This is a genomic window from Bacillus sp. AFS037270 (genome assembly GCF_002585305.1).
In genome coordinates this window covers 152,124-173,979 of sequence record NZ_NUNF01000011.1, presented here as the reverse complement: position 1 = coordinate 173,979, position 21,856 = coordinate 152,124, and the positions used below count along the sequence as shown (strand labels likewise).

The following is a 21,856-nucleotide window of genomic DNA, read 5'->3' as shown; positions in this document are numbered from 1 at the left end:
TCTCTTAATAAGTGCTCATGTATTGATCGCGTTCCCATTGGTGAACGACAGTTCTAAACATATCCCACTCAATTTCTTTTGCTTCAACGAAGTGTTCGAAGATGTGCTCGCCTAAACCAGCAACAATTACTTCATCTTGGCTTAATTGATCTAATGCTTGTGCAAGAGTTGCCGGAAGATCGATGATACCTTCTTCGATTCTTTCTTCTTTGCTCATAACATAGATGTTACGATCTACTGGAGCTGGAGGAGTTAATTTATTTTTAATACCGTCTAAACCAGCTTTTAATAGAACAGCCATTGCAAGATATGGATTTGCTGCTGGGTCAACACTACGTACTTCTACACGTGTGCTTAAGCCACGAGATGCAGGAATACGAATTAGCGGTGAACGGTTTCTAGCAGACCAAGCTACATAACAAGGTGCTTCATAGCCAGGTACTAAACGCTTATAAGAGTTTACAGTTGGGTTAGTTACCGCTGTAAAGGCAGGAGCATGCTTTAGGATACCAGCAATGAATTGACGAGCTGTATCACTCATTTCTAGGTTACCAGTTGGCTCATAGAATGCATTTTCGCCATTTTTGAATAACGAAAGGTTCATGTGCATACCAGATCCGTTTACACCGAATAAAGGTTTTGGCATGAATGTTGCGTGTAATCCGTGTTTACGAGCAATTGTTTTTACAACAAGCTTGAAAGTCTGGATTTGATCACATGCAGTTAATGCATCCGCATATTTAAAGTCGATTTCGTGTTGTCCTGGTGCTACTTCGTGATGAGAAGCTTCGATTTCAAAGCCCATTTCTTCTAGCTCAAGAACGATATCACGACGGCAGTTTTCACCTAAGTCTGTTGGCGCTAAGTCAAAATAACCGCCTTGGTCGTTAAGTTCTAAAGTTGGTTCACCTTTTTGGTCTAATTTAAATAGGAAGAATTCTGGCTCAGGTCCAAGGTTGAAGTTAGTGAATCCTAGCTCTTCCATTTCCTTTAAAACTCTTCTTAAGTTATTACGTGGGTCACCTTCAAAAGGCTTGCCTTCTGGAGTATAGATATCACAGATTAAACGAGCTACTTTTCCTTTTTCAGCAGTCCAAGGGAAAATTACCCATGTGCTAAGGTCTGGATATAGTAACATATCAGATTCTTCGATACGCACAAATCCTTCAATTGAAGAACCGTCAAACATCATTTTGTTATCTAATGCTTTTTCCAACTGGCTAATAGGAATTTCAACATTTTTAATTGTTCCAAGAATGTCGGTGAATTGAAGACGAATAAATTTTACATTCTCCTCTTTCGCCATCCGTTGGATGTCTTCTCTTGAATACTTTGCCATTTTAATTCCCCCTATTATAAAAAGAATGATTAACTTTAATGGAAAAATCGAGACATATCGCCTTGGCGTAATGTAAATCGATTGTTTCTGCCTGAATGCATTAATTCATTGCGAAGAAGCTTTCTTAGTTGTTCATCTGTTAGTTCCTGTTTTGCTTTTTCAGTTTGTTTCTCTATTATATTAGATGATTCCTGTTGCTCCTTGACCATGAACAATTGCTTGATTCCAGCCATGTTCACACCTTGGTCAATTAAGTCTTTGATTTCTAATAGTCTATCAATATCATTTAGGCTGAATAGACGTCTATTTCCCTCGGTTCTTGCTGGAGAAATCAATTGGTGTTCTTCATAATAGCGGATTTGCCTTGCGGTTAACTCGGTTAACTGCATGACCGTCCCGATAGGAAACAATGGCATGGAACGACGAATTTCTTTTCCACTCACCAAATTATTCCTCCCTTAATAGTAAATCATATTGCTATTATATTTCGTGTAAGAAAAGATGTCAATGTTGTGTTAGATTTTCTTACACGATTTTTAAAAGAATTTATAAACAATATGTATTTTACTATTATTTACTTTGTCCAACTAAAGGCGAATTAATCCTTTTTCAATTAAATGGTCAATTGCTAAACAAATGGCCATTTTTACGTGAGCATAGGTTAAACCTCCCTGGACATATGCAACATATGGTGGTCGAAGCGGGCCGTCTGCGGTTAATTCGATACTAGCACCTTGAATAAACGTTCCTGCTGCCATTATAACATCATCTTCATATCCAGGCATATAACTTGGATGCGGCGTGACATATGAATTAATAGGCGATGCAAATTGGATTGCCTGACAGAAAGAAACCATTTTATCTCGATCATCGAATTGTACAGACTGAATGAGGTCCGTCCTTTTGACGTTCCATTTAGGTGAAGAATTCATGCCCAATTGTTCTAGCATAGCGGCGGTAAACACTGCTCCCTTTAATGCCTGACCGACAACATGCGGAGCGAGAAAGAAACCTTGATACATTTCTTGAAGACTATAGAGGGAAGCACCTGCCTCTGCCCCGATCCCCGGGGAGGTCATTCGGTAAGAGCAAGCCTCGACCCATTGTTTTTTCCCAACGATGTAACCGCCTGTTTTCGCAAGTCCACCGCCAGGGTTTTTAATTAAGGAGCCGGCCATCAAATCTGCTCCAACATGGCAAGGTTCTTGTTCTTCCACGAATTCGCCGTAGCAATTATCAACAAATACAACAAGATCAGGTTTTATTTCTTTTACAAAAGAAATCATTTGACCGATTTCCGCTACAGTGAATGATGGTCTAGTTGCATACCCTTTGGAGCGCTGGATCCCAATCATTTTTGTATTTGGTTTTATTTTTGCAGCAACCTCATCCCAATTGATTGCCCCTTCATCTGTTAAAGCAACGCTATCATAAGAAATTCCGAATTCCTTAAGCGAACCAACCCCATTGCCGCGAATCCCGACAATTTCCTCTAATGTATCATAAGGTTTACCCGTTATATAAAGCAGTTCATCCCCTGGTCTGAGTACACCGAATAAGGCAATCGAGATGGCATGTGTACCGGAGATGATCTGTGGACGGACAAGCCCCGCTTCTCCGCCAAAGACATCTGCATATACTAATTCCAATGTATCTCTGCCAATATCATCATAGCCATAACCGGTCGATGGGATAAAGTGTGAATCACTGACACGGTGTTTTTGATAGCTTTTCAATACTCGAAATTGGTTGCTTTCAATTCTTTCGTCTATTTCTTTATGTACTTCGGCAATTTGCTGCTCTACTTGGCGCACCAGGGAGTAAAGCTTTTCCCCATTTTGTAGCTGTTGAAACATGATGTAACTCCTATCTATAGTGTGAATTTCTGTAATTGTCCGGTGATTTGATGATCAGCAAGAGAATAGCCTTTACACCGATATAATTGATCTTCCTCTTCAAAAACAAGTTCTCTTAAGATGGTCTCATTTTTCAATTGTGAAAGCAGCTTACCTTCAGTCGAAGGAATTCGGACTTCGTAAGACTCCATCATGTCCATCACGATTTTTTCCATTTTCCTCTTCAAGGCATGGCGATCATTTTCATCAAATGCACTAATGAAGATCGTGGTTGTATCTGCTGTTGGAACAAAATCAGGATGTTGAATATCTCTTTTATTATACACGGTTATTTGCGGGATATCTTTTACTTCTAGGTCATCAAGCAACTTTTTCACCGTTTTTTCATGCTGGTAATAGTCCGGATTTGACATATCGACCACATGTAGAAGCAAGTCTGCTTCCTTTACCTCCTCAAGCGTAGAACGAAATGCAGCTATCAGAGTTGTGGGCAGGTCTTGAATAAATCCAACCGTATCGGTAATTAAGGCTAAGAAACCACTTGGTAAAATCAATTTGCGTGTCATAGGATCAAGTGTGGCAAACAATTGATTCTCCTCATAAGACTCCGCCTCTGATAATCGATTAAAAAGGGTCGACTTTCCGGCATTTGTATAACCGACAATGGCAACTTGAAAGGTTTTATTTTTCTTTCTTCGTTCACGGTATCTGTCACGGTGCTGAACAATAACAGCAAGCTGACTCTTAATATCATCAATTCTGCGCCGGATATGTCTTCGATCTGATTCTAGTTTTGTTTCCCCTGGTCCTCTTGTTCCAATCCCTGCACCAAGTCTTGAAAGTGCTGTTCCTTGTCCAGCCAAACGGGGAAGTATGTATTGCAGCTGTGCCAGCTCAACCTGCAGCTTTCCTTCTTTTGAGCGCGCTCTTTGCGCAAATATATCCAAAATGAGTTGAGTTCGATCAATAATTCGAACATCGATTTCTGAGCCCAGATTTCTCTTTTGACTTGGAGAAAGTTCGTCATTAAAGATGACAATGTCTGCTTCAAGCTCCTCAACGAGGCTTTTTAACTCTTCCACTTTCCCTTTACCTATATAGGTTGCAGGATGGACGCGGTCTCGTTTTTGGACCAAGGAAGCAAGGACTTCCCCTTGGGCGGTTTCGGTTAATGCTCCTAACTCTTCCATCGAATAGTCAAAACGCTGATCCTCATCACCATTTGTTTGACAGCCAACAAGAATGACCTTTTCCTTCGTATCCTTTTGTTCCACAGGCATCCTTCCTTCCGTAACTGTACTTCATTCTCATCATAACAAAAAAACTTTGTAATCTCTAATTTTCCCCATACTCTTTTGGAAATTAAAAAGTAGTTGTAATTTTCTTGCATCGTGATAAAATTTTATTGTTTGTTATTGAACCGTTTTTTACTATTATCATTGTGATTATGGGACACTAAGGAGAATTCAACATGACATGGGAAGTTTTAAGTATGATTGGTACCATTGCCTTTGCAGTCAGCGGTGCGATTGTGGCAATGGAAGAGGAATATGATATCTTAGGAGTTTATATTTTAGGGATCGTTACAGCGTTTGGCGGCGGCGCAATTCGAAACCTGCTAATTGGTGTACCGGTCTCAGCCTTATGGGAACAGGGAATACTTTTTCAAATCGCCTTGTTGTCGATTACTGCGGTGTTTTTATTTCCTAATAACTTATTGCGACATTGGCAAAAATGGGGAAACTTTTTTGATGCGATCGGCCTGTCCGCCTTTGCCATTCAGGGTGCCATTTATGCCGAGAATATGAACCATCCCCTCAGCGCTGTTATTGTTGCAGCAGTATTAACAGGGATTGGCGGGGGGATTATCCGCGACCTGCTTGCCGGTAGAAAACCGATTGTGTTAAGAGCGGAAATTTATGCTGTATGGGCTATACTGGCGGGATTTATGATTGGTCTCGAGATTGCGACTGATTCTTGGCAATTATATACCCTATTTATTTTAGTGACTGGCTTACGTGTACTGTCTTATACCTTTGATTGGAAGCTGCCTTCTCGAAGTCTTGGAGTTTCCCAAAAAATCGAAAATCATAAACAAATCGGCGGGTGATGACCCCGCCGATTTTTCCGTTTTAATCCTCTTCAAATATTAAATCATTGCTCCTGAGTGTCATTAATTCATGTTTGTCATAACTATTCAGCATTAACAGCCTCATGGCCTGTGCCCGGACTGATTTTTCAATGACGTTGCGGACGTATCTGCCGTTTGAAAATGTGTTAGGATTTAAGACAGCCTTTACCCAAATCAAATGGTCTCTTAATTTTTTTTCAGCTTCATGGCTTAACGTATACTCTCTTTCTTTTAACATCCTTCCAGCAATATCCATCAGCTGCTCGATATTATAATCCGGAAAATCAATGACCAAGGGAAAACGAGAATGAAGACCGGGATTTAGGGTTAAAAAATGATCCATCTCCCTTGAATACCCAGCAAGAATTAAAATAAACTCATGCTGCTTATCCTCCATATGTTTGACGAGCGTATCAATGGCTTCCTTGCCAAAATCCTTTTCTCCGCCACGACCTAAGGAATAGGCTTCATCGATAAATAGAATTCCTCCTTGAGCCTTCTTTACTAAATCTCTCGTTTTTTGAGCGGTATGACCAATATACTCGCCCACGAGATCCGCCCGTTCCGCCTCAATTAAATGGCCTTTGGAGAGGACATTCATCTTTTGAAACAGCTTGCCAATTAACCTAGCAACAGTGGTTTTCCCTGTTCCAGGATTCCCTTTAAACATCATATGGAGGGCTTGTTTTCTCGCCTTCAGCCCCATTTCCTCACGCTTCTTGTTAACATAAATCCAAGCGTAAATCTCTTTAATCATACGCTTCATTTCTTCCATGCCAACCAATGCCCCGAGCTCTTCTTCAATTTCTTTTAGTGCAGTATGCTCTGGGGGAATGACCTTTGGAACAACTTGAAAATCGGGTACTTCTTTTCTTATCGTTGTTCTTTCATTCGAGTTGAGTACCACCCTTATTTGGCCGTTACTTTTCGTTCGATATGGTTGATCCAAAGCTATCACCTCTCATTCTGCAGACAGTATACATAAGGTAGCAAGATTAAAGCTACTCAGAAGTGTTTTAGGTTAGGCATAATCCTTCCCTCTATGTGTATTCACAATCTTTGGAATTCATTAAAGAAGATTTCTTTTATTTATAGAAAATAAAAAAGAGCCCAAGATAACGGGCTCCATTTTGATCCTATTTTATTGGTTATCCAATTCAAGCTGGACATTACGCTGTGGTGCAAAAGTGGAAATAGCATGCTTAAATACCAATTGCTGTTTACCTTCTGATTCAAATAATACGGTAAAATTATCAAAGCCCTTAATTTGGCCTCTTAATTGAAAACCATTTAGAAGGAACACCGTTACATGGGTGTTGTCTTTGCGGCACTGGTTCAAAAATTGGTCTTGAATATTAATTGTTGTTTTCATTAGTATATCCTCCTCTTTTATCTCTATTAATATGTATTCGATTTTACTTGAAGCTTTCCTTCAACATATTGTGAAATTTCCGCTATTTTTTTTGCTAAATCGTTCACATATGTCATATCAAACCATTTTACATCCATTTTGTTCCGAAACCAAGTTAATTGCCTTTTTGCATATCTTCTAGAGTTTTGTTTTAGCTGCTCAACCGCATCATCCCAGGTCACTTTCTCATCTAAATAGTCATAAATCTCTTTATAACCGATAGCTTGAATTGACTGGCAATCACGTAAGCCTTGGTTATATAAGGATTTTACCTCATCTAACAGCCCTTGCTTAACCATTATATCCACTCTTAAATTAATACGCTCGTAAAGCTTTTCCCGGTCCATCGTTAATCCGACAAGCGCTGTTTCATACATCAGATCAGGCTGCTGTTTCCTCTGATATTCCTGCATCGTTTTACCTGTCAAATGGAATATCTCAAGTGCACGGATCACCCTTCTCACATTATTCGGATGGATTTGAGCAGCACTCTCTGGGTCAACCGCTTGAAGTTCTTTGTACAAAGCGTCATTTCCTATTTGCTTTACTCTTTCCTCTAGCTCAAGCCGAAAAGCTTCGTCACCAGGTACATCGGAAAATTGATAGTCATAAATGACGGACTGGATATACAACCCTGTCCCGCCAACAATGATGGGAAGCTTTCCCCTTTTGGCAATTTCATTTATTTTTGCACGAACCAGGAGTTGAAATTCTGCAACTGAAAAATTTTCCTCCGGCTCTTTGATATCAATTAAATGGTGTGGGATACCTTGCATTTCTTCTTTCGTTATTTTTGCAGTCCCAATATCCATTCCACGATAAATCTGCATGGAATCCCCGCTGATAATCTCACCGTTGTATCGTTTGGCCATTTCGATGCTAAGATTTGTTTTTCCCACTGCAGTAGGACCAATGATAACTAATAATTTTTGTTTGGAATCCACTATTTTCTCACTGCCTTATGCTTTTTTTCAGTGATGGAGGCTGTTTGTTTTGCTTCCACCCCTTCATGGTATCACAATTTCGAAAAGCAGTAGAACATCAAACAAGTATATACAAAAAATTTGTTTCTTATGCGTTAATAGTTAAATGAAATTTTTATAACACATTACTTCAAAATATGACAAAAAAATTTATAAGGTTACAAATCGATAACGGTTCATTTACAAAATGCTTTTTACCCCCACATTCATGTTAGGCTTAAACGTAGCTTTTAATGTATTTAAAAATTTAGGAATAGGTGAATAAAAATGCTTTCTAATTTTGATATTGGGATTGATTTAGGAACCGCTAATATATTGGTATATAGCAAAAGTAAAGGAATTGTACTTAACGAGCCATCGGTCGTGGTGATAGATACAGAGACAAAGAATGTAGTTGCGTTTGGGATCGAAGCGAAAGAGATGATAGGTAAGACACCGGAAAAAATTATCGCCATTCGTCCATTAAAAGATGGGGTGATCGCTGATTTTGATGTCACTACTGAAATGCTTAAAAACGTGATGCGGAAGGCTTCTAAGAAATTAGGTTTCGCCCTTCGCAAGCCGAATGTGGTGGTTTGTATTCCATCAGGTTCAACTAGTGTAGAGCGCAGAGCAATCCAGGATGCGGTCCGAAATGCTGGTGCCAAAAAGATCTCACTGATTGAAGAACCTGTTGCTGCGGCAATTGGGGCAGGTATGCCTGTTGATGAGCCGGTTGCCAATGTGGTCGTTGATATCGGCGGTGGTAATACGGAAGTGGCGATTATTTCCTTTGGCGGGGTAGTAGCCTGCCATTCTATTAAAATAGGCGGCGATCGTTTAGATGACGATATTATTCAACATGTCCGCAAGGTATACAATGTATTAATTGGGGAGAGAACCGCTGAGAATATTAAAATGGAAATTGGTTATGCCCTGATTGACCATGAAGAAAAGTTTATGGATGTGCGCGGCCGGGATCTCGTAACTGGTTTACCAAAAACTGTTAAACTATCATCATATGAGATTCGGAATGCTATTAGAGAATCCTTGTTGCATATTATGGAGGCCATTCGTGCAACACTCGAGGATTGCCCAGCCGAGTTAAGTGGTGATATTGTCGATAGAGGCGTGATTCTGACTGGCGGCGGATCATTGTTAAATGGAATGGAAGCATGGTTGAGTGAGGAAATATTTGTTCCGGTTCAGCTGGCATCAAGTCCATTGGAATCTGTGGCTGTTGGGACTGGACAGGCATTGCAGTTTATTAATAAGATTCATGTTGGTGTGAAATAGGGTATATAAAAAAGGCTGCAGGATGATCCTGCAGCCTTTTTTTAATTTAGTAGTTGGTTTTTTGTGACCGGTTACTATCTTTTTTTCCTTTTAACGGCACAATTCTTTTTTATTGTGACCGTCTCCTCTCTTTTTCAGATTCTACGGGCACAATTCTTTTTTATTGTGACCGTCTCCTCTCTTTTTCAGATTCTACGGTCTCAATTCTTTTTTATTGTGACCGTCTCCTCTCTTTTTAGGATACCACGGTCTCAATTCTTTTTATATTTTGACAGTTCCACCTCTTTTTACAGATCTCACGGTCACAAAAAAATACTACATCACCCGTTTAAACATCTTTTCCATCTCATAAATCGAATAGTGAACAATAATTGGTCTGCCATGTGGACAGGTGAATGGGTCTGATGCTTTTCGTAGATCATCTAAAAGTGCCTGGATTTCATCGTTACGCAAATGACGGTTGGCTTTAATCGAGGCTTTACAGCTCATCATAATCGCTGCCTCTTCTCGAAGCTTCTTAATGTCTACCTTTTTCATCAATAATACTTGTTCAATCATATCCTCTATTATCTGCTTCTCTTCTCCTTTAGGAAACCATTGCGGATGCGAGCGGACAATAAAACTATTTAATCCAAAATCCTCGAGGAACACGCCTACTTTTTCTAGTTCACTAAGATTCTCTGTAATTTTCACATATTCGTCTGTTGAATACTCCAGCGTGATCGGCACAAGCATTTCCTGCAGCTCCGACTGGACCTGTCCCACTTTTTCGCGGAAGTATTCATATTTCAATCGTTCTTGTGCTGCATGCTGATCAATAATATATAAGCCATTTTCATTTTGAGCAAAAATATAAGTTCCATGCATTTGACCAATTGGGTAAAGACGGGGAATCCTGCTTTTAACTTCATCACTTTCAACAGGAGTACCTTCTAATGATTGTGGAACATTTTTTACATGTTCAATTATTGGATTTGTATCGTCGATAATCTCTTCTTCAAACGTTTCCGCTTCCGGTTCATAAGTAGTTTTCGGAAAAGTTCCCTCGTGCTTTACAGGGATGTTATCATAACGAGAAACTGGAATGGCAGGCGTTTCCTGAATTGTATGTGTGAAAACAGGTTGTTCCCATGGCATTTCTATAGGTTTACTAACGACCGGTGTCCCCTCGTCAAGAGCTAACGCTGTCTGCTCTGATTTCACTTCTTCTTTTTTTACAGGGTTATACGCTGATGGTATCAAGATTTTAGATTTAAACGTATCTTTGATCATATTCGTCACTAGCTCATACAATTCGGCTTCCTTACTAATGCGAACCTCCATTTTCGATGGATGCACATTGACATCCACCAAGAGCGGGTCCATCTCAATATTAAGAAGAACAATTGGAAAGCGTCCGATTGGCAGCAAAGTATGGTAACCTTCCTGAATCGCTTTAGCCAAAGCATAGTTCTTAATAAAACGGCCGTTAATCATCGTTGAGATATAGTTTCGTGAAGCCCTTGTTACTTCCGGCATCGACGCAAAACCGCTAATCGTATAATCTAGGGATTTACCGGAAACCGGGACAAGCTGTTTGGCTATAGCCAAGCCGTAAATCGCAGCCAATACTTGGCGGACATCACCATTTCCGTTTGTTTGCAGCAATTTCCGCTCATTGTGGATTAGTCGAAAAGCAACTTCAGGATGTGAAAGTGCCAGCCGGTTTACTACATCGGTAATGTTCCCGAGCTCTGTATGAATGGTTTTCATATACTTTAAACGGGCAGGCGTATTGAAAAATAAATCAGTAATCGTAATATCAGTACCGCGTCTTGCCGAAGCTTTTTCAAATATCTCGACTTTTCCGCCTTCAATCAAGACTCTGTTTCCAGCACCTTCTCCAGTAGAGGTCTTCATTTCAAGTCTGGAAACTGAGGCGATACTTGGAAGGGCCTCACCACGGAATCCCAGCGTCCGAATCCGGAACAAGTCATTTTCATTTTTAATCTTACTGGTGGCATGACGTTGGAAGGCGATTAATACATCTTCCTCTTCAATACCATAACCGTTATCTGTAATGCGGATTTTTGCCAGGCCGGCTTCCTCAATTTCGATTTCAATCACGGTACTACCGGCATCAATTGCATTTTCAACGAGTTCTTTCACGACAGAGGCCGGGCGCTCAACTACCTCGCCGGCCGCAATTTTATTGGATAATATCTCATCTAATTGGATAATCTTACCCATCAATAAAGCCCCCTTACTTTAACTTTTTCTGGAGCTCATACAGCAGGTTAATCGCTTGAAGCGGTGTAACATCTAATAAATCTAACTCTTTAATTTTCTCTAAGACTCGTTTCTCTTTAGAAGTAGGCTCCGCTTTTTTCGGCTCTGCCGGCTCATCGAAAAACGACAGCTGTGCTGGCTGCTCAACTGGTTTTTCTGCCTTTTCCTCTGGCACTTGTGGTTTCACAACTACTTTCACTGGAGCCGGCTGAGCATCTGTCTGCTCAAGTTCTGCTAAAATTTCGCTCGCCCGTCTAATTAATTCAGCCGGAAGTTCAGCAAGCTGTGCTACATGTATTCCGTAACTTTTATCAGCTGGGCCTTCCTTAATTTTATGAAGGAAGACCACCTTACCATTATGTTCAATCGCACTAACGTGGATATTTTTTAACTTAGAAAGCTCTTCATCTAACACGGTCAACTCATGATAATGAGTGGAAAATAAAGTTTTCGCCCCAATCCGCTCATGAATGTACTCAATAATAGCCTGTGCAAGGGCCATCCCGTCATAGGTCGAGGTTCCCCGGCCAATTTCATCGAATAATATTAGACTATTTTGAGTGGCGTTCGCAATCGCGTTTTTGGCCTCAAGCATTTCGACCATAAAAGTACTTTGACCAGAAATCAAATCGTCCGCTGCACCAATTCGTGTAAACACTTGGTCAAAAATCGGTAAAACCGCTTCTGAGGCCGGAACATAGCAGCCAATTTGCCCTAGAATAGCAATCAATGCGATTTGGCGCATGTACGTACTTTTACCAGACATGTTCGGTCCTGTAATGAGAAGGACTTCCCTTTCGCTATCCATAAAACAGTCGTTTGGCACATATTCCTGTGTGTTTAATACTTTTTCAACTACCGGATGACGTCCGTCCTTAATGACTACCCGGCGTTCGTTTGAAAACTGCGGTTTCACATAGCGACGTTCTTCACTGATTTGTGCAAAGCATTGTAATACGTCAAGTTCACTTACAGCTTTGGCCAATGCCTGCAGACGTGGAATTTGTTCTTTAACTATTTCGCGGATTCCGGTGAATAAATCATACTCCAGTTCCCCGCATTTTTCTTCCGCTTGTAAAATTAATGCCTCTTTTTCTTTTAATTCAGGTGTAATAAAGCGTTCAGCATTCGTTAAGGTCTGTTTCCGTTCATATTGCCCCTCTGTTAATAGGTGAAGGTTCGCACGGGTAACCTCGATATAATATCCAAAAACACGATTATAGCCGACCTTTAAGGATTTAATGCCCGTTTTCTCCCGTTCTTCCCGCTCAAGCTGGGCAATCCAGGTTTTCCCGTTCCGGCTGGCATCACGATATTGGTCAAGCTGATCATTGTAGCCGTCGCGAATGATATTACCTTCTTTTAAGGATAGCGGAGGATTGTCCACAATCGCCTGTTCAAGCAGATCGGTCACTTCTTCACAAGGGTCAAGCTTTTCAGCAATTTCGTTCATTTGCTCATTTTGCATACCAAAAAGAATTTGTTTTATAAAGGGTACTTGCATTAAGGAACGCTTTAGCTGGACTAAATCACGGGCATTTACATTTCCAAAAGCAACCCGTCCTGCTAATCTCTCTAAATCGTAGACTTCTTTTAAGTTCTCACGGAGCTCCTGGCGCTCAAAATAATGCTGGATTAGAACATCAACGAGATTATGACGCTGCTCAATTTCTGATTGCTGAATCAATGGTCTGTCAATCCAGTGCTTTAGCATCCGGCCGCCCATCGCTGTTTTTGTTTCATCGAGCAGCCATAATAAGGAGCCTCTTTTTCCTTTTGAACGGATGGTCTCGGTTAATTCTAAATTTCGTTTTGAATAGTAATCAATTTTCATATATTGCTGAATCTGATAGGTCGTCACTGGTTGAAGATGGTCTAAGCTTCTTTTCTGCGACCGGAACAAGTAGTGAAACATTCTTGCGGCCGTTTGTTTCAGTTTTTCCTGATTAAGTTCTTCAAGCAGGTGGGCAAAATTTATTTCTATTGAACTACTATCCTCAAAAGAAATCGCCAGTACATCGCGTTCACGCATCTTCTTTTGCAGTTCCCCATCAAAATTGCTAGCAACAACAACTTCTTTGGCACTTAAGACAGCTAATTCGTTGAGAACTTCATCAAAATTATTGGATAGGAGCGTGACCCGGCTCTCTCCAGTTGAAATATCGTTATAGGCAAATCCAAAGGTTTGATCGTCAAAGGCTGTGATGGAAGCGAGATAGTTGTTCTCTTTGTCTGTTAACCCTTTTCCATCCATTACGGTACCAGGGGTGATTAACTGGACGACTTCCCGTTTTACCATCCCTTTTGTTTGTCTTGGGTCTTCCATTTGCTCGCAAATGGCTACTTTATAGCCTTTTGAGATCAACTGTTCAATGTAGTTGGGAGCGGAATGGTACGGAACTCCACACATCGGGATCCGATCTTCTGAACCGCCCTCTCGGCTTGTTAGGGTGATTTCTAATACTTGTGATGCTTTGATGGCATCGTCAAAAAACATTTCATAAAAGTCGCCTAGGCGAAAAAATAAAAAGGCATCTTGATAATCTGCCTTAATCGTTAAGTATTGTTGTATCATCGGCGTATAACCAGCCATAATGACCTCCAGGATATTAATCAATTTTTATTGAAATGGGTTGTTCACCCATACAATTCTTTTCCTAAATTTGATTTTCTTCGACAAACTATTATATCATATACGGCCTATGGCAGGCACCCGTTGAAAATTTGCCAAATTAATAGGGAAATTTATTTTCTTGTCTCCTAACTTTCGACTTCATTTGAACTCATACCATGGTAAAGTACGAAATAAGGGGGGGTCTGCTTGGGGTGGTTTGGCGGCAGTTACAAAAATTATGATTTTGAAATGTTTTCTGTTAGTCACTTTTTCATTATTGCCCTCTTATTGATTGTCGCTACAGGAATATATTTTTTCAGAGACAAACTTAGGTCCAAAAAGATGAGATACTTTGAAATTGGCGTAGCCATATCATTGATCATAATGGAAATAACCTATCATCTTTGGATGTATATAAATGGAAGTTGGGATGTCAGTCATGCAATCCCTCTTGAGTTGTGCAGCATTAGTCTTATTTTAAATATTGTGTTATTGCTAACTAGAAAAAAAATCATATATGAGATTTTATTATTTACCGCTTTATTAGGAGCATCACAGGCGATTTTCACACCATTATTAAATTATGATTTCCCGCATTTCCGATTTTTCCATTTCTTTTATACGCACTTAATGAGCATTTGGGTGCCGCTTTATTTTACTTGGGCGAAAGGCTACCGGCCAACCATCAGGTCAGTCTTGAAGTTATTTATCTTTTTGAATGTTTTGATGCCGATCATTATGCTCATAAATAAGCTGGTGGGCGGTAATTATATGTTCTTAAGCCACAAACCAAACAGTGCTAGCCTGCTAGACCTTCTCGGGCCCTATCCTTGGTATATATTATCGTTAGAAGGTTTATTAATTACATTAAGTCTAGTTGTTTGGGGATTATTGAGGGAGAAAAACGCAGAAAAAACGGAAGTGGAGAGGAGTATCTCGATTCCTTAATAACTTCTTATTGACCTTTTTAAATTAAATTATTATAATTAATAACGTTCCTATTGTCCCAGTAGCTCAGTAGGATAGAGCAACAGTTTCCTAAACTGTAGGTCGGGAGTTCGAATCTCTTCTGGGACGTACTTTTAAAAAAACGCTATGTTATCGTATTTGTTACCGTTCAATCATACGGGACAATCACGTGACATAGCGTTTTTTTTCTTTGTCTGTAGGACGTGGTTTTTATGACTGTAGGACAGATTTTTGTAACTGTAGGACGCCTCGGCAAAACTCTAGGAGGTATTAAGAAACCCATGAAACGTAAATTTATCGGTGAAAGAGGTCCTAAAGTCTCGTCACAGGACCGACAGACTAGTGATGTCCTATATACCATTGATGAAGCATTACAAATCTTTATACGAGCTAAAACAGCTGAAGGCGTCAGACCAGGAACAATAAAAGGGTATCACGAGATTTTCCGTTATTTTCGTCAATGGTTAGATAAAGACATCTCAAATATCAATGAAATTTCTGCAGACATAATTCGTAACTACATTAATTATTTAAGAACGGAAAGAACTCCTTATGCTGAGGATCCTCAACGAAAGCGAAATGGAAAGAGATTATCCGTTTATACAATAAACATTCGTATTCGTGGTCTAAGTACCTTGTTTCGCTTTCTTTTTAATGAGGGTATTACTCCGATTAATCCCATGAAGAATATAGCGCAAGTGCGAGATGATGCCCACGAAGAGGTTCCAGGTATACCCGACTGTCAGATTGATGCTATTCTCGCCTCTTATGACGACAGACAGTTCGCTCAATGGCGTGATAAAACTCTGATACTATTGTTGCTGGATACAGGTCTTCGAATCAATGAAGCATTATCCTTAACATCGGATCAAGTAAATTTCAAGGAATCATCAATTACCGTCCCCTCCCAAATAGCTAAAAACCGAAAGTCCAGAGATATTCCTATTAGTCGTGAGGTTGCGAAAAGATTACGACAACTTTTAGATGAAACACAACAATATTTTGGAGACGACTGTAAAATATTCATGAACGCTTATGGTGAAGACTTTACAGCAGATGCATTCAGGCGAAGATTAAATCGACTTAAGAAAAAGCTAAACATAACAACACTGCACCCGCATATGTTTCGACATACTTTCGCTAGAAACTATGTATTAAATGGCGGTGATATTTTTACGCTACAACGGATATTAGACCATGCAGACATACAGACAACCCGCAAATACGTTCAAATGGATAATGAACATATTCGTGAGCAGCATAATAAATTTTCGCCATTACGTAACATTATAAAAAGGAATGGTATTCGTTTATAAAAAAGGCCGTCCAAATTGGGCGGCTTTAACTTTTTATTATTATTTAATCCACTCAACAAAACTTGGAAGACGTAATATGCCTGCCTTTGTTAGAATACGATAATTGATACGACACTTAACGGGATCAATAAACGTAAAATCTTTTTCTTTACGAATTATCGGCTTTCCATAAACGTACCTTGGTGCAGAAACAGGAACACCGAGTTCCATTACGCTAGCATAACGACCATCTTCAAATGTTAACAACACACCAAATTCACCAGCTTTACGATAGTCAACGACATACACGTCTGCATACTGATAGTTAATTACCTTCAACCACGAGTGTGAACGTTTGCAGACTTCATACCTCGAATCCTTACGTTAGAGTACCTTTATTTAATTGATACTCATAGGTGTTAAACAAAAATGTAACTACAGTTTTTGCGGAATTTACAACTACTACCGCATGATGTCTATCTATTCTATTTTTCGGTAAGTGTGAATCCCCACGTGAATTACGTACCTCAGAAATACCATTTACTATTTTAATTAAACCCGTTATTACATCTTTCAACGATTTATCTAAATCGGGGTCACTAGGATCAAGTTTTAAATTTTGCCGTACTTTTGTAAATAACGCAGGGAGATCCGTTTTATTATCAACTTTTACATCAGGAAACTTTTGTAGTATTTCCTTACACACGCCCTCAACTAATGTTTTAGCACTTGTAACGGCTCCCGAATAATCTTCATTATTAATACGGTTTTCACACTTTTGTATTGATTCTACTATGTGTTTAAACGTAAGATCTTCGGGAATCTCACATTCAACGTGCACTATTTGTACGTCAATTTGCTCATCTTCCATATAGTCTAAATATTCGTTAAAGCAGGTTCTTATATATTGCTTTATCGTATATTCGTTATCATTTATATCCATGCTGGTGGTTAAATAATAAACGGCTTCATCAAGTGTTCTACTAGCCTGTAAAAAGTCAGGGACCTTAATATTTCGTTTACGTGCAAGGGATCTAATAACTTTTCGGCTTTCATCGTAAAAGGTTTCATCTTCAATTTTTGCTACGTAAAATTCCGTAAAAGGACCATTATTAAAATATTCTTCTATTAATTTGCAGAGATTAACCTTCGTTTTTTCAAGTTTATTTAAGGCGTTCATATATCGCTCTCCCATTATTAACAATATTATCCTTTAATTATATCATCAATAGATACTAAGAGAGAAACAAAGACATCTACGTACGTTAACTATGGTCTATGACCAATTTTCCTTTTAACACTCTGCACTAGATTCTTTGGGTTGTTCCCTTCATACAACAATCTGGTATTTTATAAAAATTATGTTAGAATCTTTAATTAGAAAGGTAGGTGAATAATCTATGCATGAGAAATATCCAGACTCTAAGAATAATTGTTATCAATATTTTGGGGATTTAGTATTAATAAAGACTCAAAATTCGTTTAATGGTAAAAACTTCTTTTGTCTTGATCGTGAAATCTTTCAGAAATATAAAGCATTAATTATTAAACCAAGATTTAAGACCATAGATGATTATTGCAGAGTTTATGTCACTTCGTACGAAGGCGTAGAGGTTCCGTTACATCGAATTCTCTCTAATCCTATTGGCAACAATGAAGTAACTCTACTAAACGATGATCCATCTGATTTACGAATGGTTAATTTCTGGGAAACAACAAAGGGCAAAATAGCTCGTTCATTAGAAGAAAAAAAATTACAAGCTCGCTGGATTACTCCAATTGACGAGTATCTTCAAGAAATATTTAAAAATCCCTTTCGTTGATAACAATCATCATTTTGATCTGATTAGACGTACTCTATACGATGTCAATACTGTGACTGTAAAATCGCAAACAGATCACACTGGGACGCTTCAATAAGCGTTCTTAGGTTAGAAGGTGTACATTATGTACGTCAAAGAACATACGTTTACGATACGTTAACGAGTTGAATTTTCCCTCAATTGAAAAACCACTCTTAAAAACTTCTTAGGTTCCTTTCATTGTATAATTCCCTTAGAAATATGATCAAAGCTTTTTACCATCTAGTTTAAAATGATTAGCGGGATAAAAAAATAAAAAAGACCGTCATATAGACGATCATACCTCTTTCATCTTCAATTCTGAAAAATGCACAAGTTTAATATCATAGTTAGAGTTTCCTTCCTTGACGATCTCACAGTAACCAGATGCGTATTGAACAAGCATTATATAACGTTCATCACGATATATAACTGGAATTTTCGTGAACATGAAAAATACACCCAATCGTTTTTAATTGATTGTAAACTGTATTTTATCACTTTGTCTGTGGATAATCTGTTACAAAACACTCAAACTGGTAACATTCCGAGATTTGATGCCTCTGTTAACATTAGACAGCTCTTTACTCTTTCACGTTTATTTTGTAAAGCAGGCCTTACATCTCCTCCAACCATACGGATTACTTACTTCATCCGCTTTATCAGATAATAGTTTTATGTCGGTTGAACAAAATTTTGGATAACGTGTTGTATAAGTACCAATTCGTGAAGGTACTGTTAAATGGCGACAGCCAACAATATGGAGAACGTTCCCAGTTTTTCCTCCAGCATAATTAAAAACATATCCGTTTACATTTTCTTTACACCAATTTTCATAAAACTTTTCTAGATCGTAAAATCGAGTTATCACTGAATTTCACCTCTCTTTATACATCTATAAAGCTATATAAGGAACAATTCTCCACTTTATATTGGATAGCCTTCTTACTAAACTGCATCCGTTAGATCAACAAGAACTAGTGACTTAACAGCATGATCCTCGACATTTTTAAATCCGAAAAAATTTGTAAAAACGAATTTAGCTTTATGTGGATCGAGCCAAATTTTAGAGATGAGGGGTAGCTGTTCACTCGATAATAAGCGGTCCTTCGCTACTCTCCCCCATACTAGGACTTGTTTTAAAATTAGAAATAACTGGTTTACTACTGGCTCTCTTAAGAAGCACATGTTTTTTTAAAATATTAGGAACTTCTAATTTTTCGAGAGTACAACAATTTCAATAATTTCGACCAACTCGGTAAATATCTTAACAGTTATTAGAAAATATTGTTATTATAATTAATAGAAATGAAATAATCGGAAATGCATATTTTTTAATAGGAGTTAAATAAATGATAAATAAACACATATTTCAAGAAATAGATTATCATATAAAAAGTTTACAGAACATATTTATTGCTTTTAAACCAATTCTAGGAGAATTGTCAACCCAAGGGATAGACACTTGTGAATGTTTAAAACAGAAATTAAATGTTCAGGATTTAATTAAATTAAGAAATTTAGTTTTTTCTTTAAGATCTATCTATTCTCCAAGTGATATAAGAACTCATAAAGCAATTGTTAATGAGATAACCAATTTGCTCATATTCTCTGCTATTTATTTAAAATTAGACCAGAATATATCCGATCACTTTAGATTATTAGTAGTTGAAGACTATCTAACGTTTTCATTGCATCTATCCCAGCAAGGTTTACCAGGAGAGTCGTATAATTACCAAAACTTTGCTATTAATTCTTCTCCTTTTAATCCTAGTGATAAACAAATAGAATGGGACTTTTCATTTTGGCAAAGAATAATTAATCGTAAAGATATTGAAGGGCAAAGAGAAGTCTTAATTATGTTAGTTGGACACTTTTTTTATCTTAGTAGAATACTTGGACATAATTATAGGGAGAGTCATGAACTATATAAAGAAACAAATAAATGGTTGAAAACTGGAAAGGAAGCCAAATTAGAAGATATTTACTATCTGGCTTTTTATGCTGGAGTACTTGCATCAAACTATAATGAGGACCATAGTAATTGGGTACATAAACAATTATTAGAACAATATCAAATCCAAATTGATTTAAAAAATGAAGTCCTTGCTTTTATTATTGCTGAAACATTTACTACAACGTTTGGAAAGATAATTGAAGAAGATATTACACTTTGGGCAAAACGAGCATTATCTTTGGATGTCGAGATGCCTGAAGAAAGTAGGGTAGCTTTGAAATTATGTAAAATGAAAGGTGAACATAAATTTGATAAAGAAGGTTTAGAAACACTTTTAAGGACCTACTTAGAACATCTAAATTCCTCGCTCAGTATATTAGAAAATTGTAATATAAGGAATCGAAGAAGCGATATTTTAATAACGATAATAATGTTAGCCATAAAGCATGAGGAATATTCTTTTGCAGTTAAAAGTGCAGTATTATGGAGAACTTTTTTTAATCCAGATGATGTAGATGAACAACTATTCGATGATGTCATTATTTTATTAATTCCTACCTTAAAAGATGCAAAATCTATTTATTTAATAATGGAAGATGGAAATACCACATATCATGAATTTGATGACAGTTTAAGTCTTAAAGAATTTTTAAAAATAAAGAATAGTTTTGAAGGAACATGGACAGTTATAGCTGGAGATACTGAGCCCATAAACAAAGTAGAATATGATACACCAAATGATGAGTATTCAAGTATGTATGATATGGCTATTGAGAAATATTTTAACCCAAGGGAAATTGCTAATTTGTTAAAAGGCGTATCAAAAGAAAAGAAAATTAGATTATTAGAACTAACTTGGACTAATACTCCTATTATCCCTAAAATATCATGGTATCTTCAAAGAAATATTTCCTTATTGGGCAATTCTAAAAACTTAAAAGAAGCCAAGCTAAAGAAAGTATTAATCTGGTGTGATCCAGATAATTCTTTAACTGATGCTTATAACGAAAAGGAAGCATTAGAGGTATTATTAAATTATTATGGAATAAGTTATGAAGTTTATGTTGGAAGTGAATGTAGTTTACAATTATTTTTATCCAAATATAATGATTTAGACTTTGATTTAATATGGTTGATGTGTCATGGCGCCTTCAATTTTGATAACCCAAATGATTCAGTATTAACAATTTCTGAGACTGAAACAGTAAGATTGAGCCAATTAGTATTTAATAACCAACATAGAAAAGAAAAAAGGCTTCTTGTACTAAATGCATGTCAAAGTGGATGTTCTACTATCAGATATGATGGTATGGGATTTGTAGGCTTAGGATCCTCATTATCATCTCGGAATCAAACTGTTTTTGGGCATTTATGGTCAGTACATAGTTTCGCTGCTAGTATATTGGGGCCTTTATTCTTAACTCATATTCTAAACGGGTCATCTTGGGGAGAAGCTTTAAATTTATCTCGAATCGATATGTCCAAAGGGAAAGAAGCAATTTTAAAATCTCTAAGAATATCTATATGGGATAAAATTCAATTAATGGATTCTATCGAGTATAGGAATATTAATTTAAAGGAACTAATTTATTGGGCATCACCAATTTTGTTTGAGTAATAAACGGAATCAACAATTTTGTCTATTTGTATTTAGAATTAAAGTATAGTGTATGTGACATTATTTTTAATTGAACAAAAAAGCTGAAAATATGCAAGTAGTGAGTAAAAGCTTTCATATTTTTGGCTTATTCATAAATTTAATCTAATGCAACTGAACCGTTAGTTTAACAATACCACCGAGTGTTCTGATTCCGAAAAAAATTTTTTAATCCAAATTTCGTAATTTGCGCCGACTGATTTTGTAGAAACGTGGGCATCTTTCCTTTCCAACTCTTCAAGATTCGAGATTTGACGTCC

19 protein-coding genes and 1 tRNA gene are annotated in these 21,856 nt (G+C 37.8%); 7 read left to right on the top strand and 13 right to left on the bottom strand.

Annotated elements, in window-relative coordinates:
• Positions 1-4: 4 nt before the first annotated feature.
• From glnA to hflX, 4 genes are all read right to left on the bottom strand, one after another.
• The gene (glnA, locus tag COD92_RS06035; RefSeq protein ID WP_098528589.1) at positions 5-1,339 is read right to left on the bottom strand and encodes a type I glutamate--ammonia ligase; all 1,335 of its coding nucleotides are present in this window, start codon (positions 1,337-1,339) and stop codon (positions 5-7) included.
• Between the two features lie 35 nt (positions 1,340-1,374).
• Positions 1,375-1,755 carry a MerR family transcriptional regulator gene (locus COD92_RS06030; protein ID WP_176541119.1) on the bottom strand — a complete coding sequence of 127 codons (381 nt, stop codon included), beginning with the start codon at positions 1,753-1,755 and terminating at the stop codon, positions 1,375-1,377.
• Positions 1,756-1,926: 171 nt separating this feature from the next.
• On the bottom strand, positions 1,927-3,195 hold the full coding sequence (locus tag COD92_RS06025; RefSeq protein ID WP_098528591.1) for a methionine gamma-lyase family protein: 1,269 nt from the start codon (positions 3,193-3,195) through the stop codon (positions 1,927-1,929).
• Positions 3,196-3,209: 14 nt separating this feature from the next.
• Complete coding sequence (hflX, locus tag COD92_RS06020; protein ID WP_480254084.1) at positions 3,210-4,475, bottom strand: GTPase HflX; 1,266 nt, start codon at positions 4,473-4,475, stop codon at positions 3,210-3,212.
• Positions 4,476-4,666: 191 nt separating this feature from the next.
• Here hflX and COD92_RS06015 point away from each other — a divergent pair, with 191 nt between their 5' ends.
• Positions 4,667-5,305 (top strand): trimeric intracellular cation channel family protein, encoded by a 639-nt coding sequence (locus COD92_RS06015; RefSeq protein ID WP_098528593.1) that lies wholly within the window; start codon positions 4,667-4,669, stop codon positions 5,303-5,305.
• A 22-nt stretch (positions 5,306-5,327) separates the two neighbouring features.
• Here the strand turns inward: COD92_RS06015 and spoVK are convergent, their stop codons facing one another.
• From spoVK to miaA, 3 genes are all read right to left on the bottom strand, one after another.
• Positions 5,328-6,275: a stage V sporulation protein K gene (gene spoVK / locus COD92_RS06010; protein ID WP_098528594.1), complete on the bottom strand. Its 948-nt coding sequence runs from the start codon at positions 6,273-6,275 to the stop codon at positions 5,328-5,330.
• Positions 6,276-6,467: 192 nt separating this feature from the next.
• Positions 6,468-6,698 carry an RNA chaperone Hfq gene (gene hfq / locus COD92_RS06005; RefSeq protein WP_007083878.1) on the bottom strand — a complete coding sequence of 77 codons (231 nt, stop codon included), beginning with the start codon at positions 6,696-6,698 and terminating at the stop codon, positions 6,468-6,470.
• 26 nt (positions 6,699-6,724) lie between these two features.
• A complete protein-coding gene (gene miaA / locus COD92_RS06000; RefSeq protein ID WP_098528595.1) occupies positions 6,725-7,681 on the bottom strand; it encodes a tRNA (adenosine(37)-N6)-dimethylallyltransferase MiaA in 957 nt (318 codons plus the stop codon).
• A gap of 306 nt (positions 7,682-7,987) precedes the next feature.
• On the opposite strand from miaA, the gene mreBH reads away from it, so the two are divergent.
• Complete coding sequence (mreBH, locus tag COD92_RS05995) at positions 7,988-8,995, top strand: rod-share determining protein MreBH (RefSeq protein WP_098528596.1); 1,008 nt, start codon at positions 7,988-7,990, stop codon at positions 8,993-8,995.
• A gap of 315 nt (positions 8,996-9,310) precedes the next feature.
• Here mreBH and mutL read toward each other — a convergent pair whose 3' ends face one another.
• Complete coding sequence (mutL, locus tag COD92_RS05990; protein ID WP_098528597.1) at positions 9,311-11,224, bottom strand: DNA mismatch repair endonuclease MutL; 1,914 nt, start codon at positions 11,222-11,224, stop codon at positions 9,311-9,313.
• 13 nt (positions 11,225-11,237) lie between these two features.
• The gene (gene mutS / locus COD92_RS05985) at positions 11,238-13,856 is read right to left on the bottom strand and encodes a DNA mismatch repair protein MutS (RefSeq protein ID WP_176541116.1); all 2,619 of its coding nucleotides are present in this window, start codon (positions 13,854-13,856) and stop codon (positions 11,238-11,240) included.
• A gap of 228 nt (positions 13,857-14,084) precedes the next feature.
• Between mutS and COD92_RS05980 the strand changes: the two genes are divergently transcribed.
• From COD92_RS05980 to COD92_RS05970, 3 genes are all read left to right on the top strand, one after another.
• Positions 14,085-14,825, top strand: a complete 741-nt coding sequence (locus COD92_RS05980) for a YwaF family protein (protein WP_098528598.1) — start codon at positions 14,085-14,087, stop codon at positions 14,823-14,825.
• 55 nt (positions 14,826-14,880) lie between these two features.
• Positions 14,881-14,954, top strand: a tRNA-Arg gene (locus COD92_RS05975).
• 104 nt (positions 14,955-15,058) lie between these two features.
• On the top strand, positions 15,059-16,162 hold the full coding sequence (locus COD92_RS05970; protein WP_098528599.1) for a tyrosine-type recombinase/integrase: 1,104 nt from the start codon (positions 15,059-15,061) through the stop codon (positions 16,160-16,162).
• Between the two features lie 39 nt (positions 16,163-16,201).
• On the opposite strand, the gene COD92_RS05965 is transcribed toward COD92_RS05970, so the two are convergent.
• Positions 16,202-16,408, bottom strand: a complete 207-nt coding sequence (locus tag COD92_RS05965; RefSeq protein ID WP_142950568.1) for a hypothetical protein — start codon at positions 16,406-16,408, stop codon at positions 16,202-16,204.
• A gap of 112 nt (positions 16,409-16,520) precedes the next feature.
• On the bottom strand, positions 16,521-17,321 hold the full coding sequence (locus COD92_RS05960; protein WP_176541117.1) for an abortive infection family protein: 801 nt from the start codon (positions 17,319-17,321) through the stop codon (positions 16,521-16,523).
• A 220-nt stretch (positions 17,322-17,541) separates the two neighbouring features.
• On the opposite strand from COD92_RS05960, the gene COD92_RS05955 reads away from it, so the two are divergent.
• Positions 17,542-17,964: a hypothetical protein gene (locus COD92_RS05955; protein ID WP_098528602.1), complete on the top strand. Its 423-nt coding sequence runs from the start codon at positions 17,542-17,544 to the stop codon at positions 17,962-17,964.
• A gap of 316 nt (positions 17,965-18,280) precedes the next feature.
• Here the strand turns inward: COD92_RS05955 and COD92_RS31810 are convergent, their stop codons facing one another.
• Both COD92_RS31810 and COD92_RS05950 read right to left on the bottom strand, forming a co-directional pair.
• Positions 18,281-18,433 (bottom strand): hypothetical protein, encoded by a 153-nt coding sequence (locus tag COD92_RS31810; protein ID WP_176541118.1) that lies wholly within the window; start codon positions 18,431-18,433, stop codon positions 18,281-18,283.
• Positions 18,434-18,580: 147 nt separating this feature from the next.
• Positions 18,581-18,853: a hypothetical protein gene (locus tag COD92_RS05950; RefSeq protein ID WP_098528603.1), complete on the bottom strand. Its 273-nt coding sequence runs from the start codon at positions 18,851-18,853 to the stop codon at positions 18,581-18,583.
• A gap of 481 nt (positions 18,854-19,334) precedes the next feature.
• Between COD92_RS05950 and COD92_RS05940 the strand changes: the two genes are divergently transcribed.
• Positions 19,335-21,557 carry a CHAT domain-containing protein gene (locus COD92_RS05940; protein ID WP_098995929.1) on the top strand — a complete coding sequence of 741 codons (2,223 nt, stop codon included), beginning with the start codon at positions 19,335-19,337 and terminating at the stop codon, positions 21,555-21,557.
• Positions 21,558-21,856 lie beyond the last annotated feature (299 nt).

Excerpts from the sequence above, each read along its gene's own strand:
- COD92_RS06015 (WP_098528593.1), top strand. The coding sequence starts at position 4,667 with ATGACATGGGAAGTTTTAAGTATGATTGGTACCATTGCCTTTGCAGTC.
- COD92_RS06030 (WP_176541119.1), bottom strand. The coding sequence starts at position 1,755 with ATGCCATTGTTTCCTATCGGGACGGTCATGCAGTTAACCGAGTTAACC.
- hflX (WP_480254084.1), bottom strand. The coding sequence starts at position 4,475 with ATGCCTGTGGAACAAAAGGATACGAAGGAAAAGGTCATTCTTGTTGGC.
- glnA (WP_098528589.1), bottom strand. The coding sequence starts at position 1,339 with ATGGCAAAGTATTCAAGAGAAGACATCCAACGGATGGCGAAAGAGGAG.
- COD92_RS05970 (WP_098528599.1), top strand. The coding sequence starts at position 15,059 with ATGACTGTAGGACAGATTTTTGTAACTGTAGGACGCCTCGGCAAAACT.
- COD92_RS31810 (WP_176541118.1), bottom strand. The coding sequence starts at position 18,433 with ATGTTCACGAAAATTCCAGTTATATATCGTGATGAACGTTATATAATG.
- COD92_RS06025 (WP_098528591.1), bottom strand. The coding sequence starts at position 3,195 with ATGTTTCAACAGCTACAAAATGGGGAAAAGCTTTACTCCCTGGTGCGC.
- mutL (WP_098528597.1), bottom strand. The coding sequence starts at position 11,224 with ATGGGTAAGATTATCCAATTAGATGAGATATTATCCAATAAAATTGCG.
- COD92_RS05960 (WP_176541117.1), bottom strand. The coding sequence starts at position 17,321 with ATGAACGCCTTAAATAAACTTGAAAAAACGAAGGTTAATCTCTGCAAA.
- mreBH (WP_098528596.1), top strand. The coding sequence starts at position 7,988 with ATGCTTTCTAATTTTGATATTGGGATTGATTTAGGAACCGCTAATATA.
- mutS (WP_176541116.1), bottom strand. The coding sequence starts at position 13,856 with ATGGCTGGTTATACGCCGATGATACAACAATACTTAACGATTAAGGCA.
- hfq (WP_007083878.1), bottom strand. The coding sequence starts at position 6,698 with ATGAAAACAACAATTAATATTCAAGACCAATTTTTGAACCAGTGCCGC.
- COD92_RS05940 (WP_098995929.1), top strand. The coding sequence starts at position 19,335 with ATGATAAATAAACACATATTTCAAGAAATAGATTATCATATAAAAAGT.
- COD92_RS05955 (WP_098528602.1), top strand. The coding sequence starts at position 17,542 with ATGCATGAGAAATATCCAGACTCTAAGAATAATTGTTATCAATATTTT.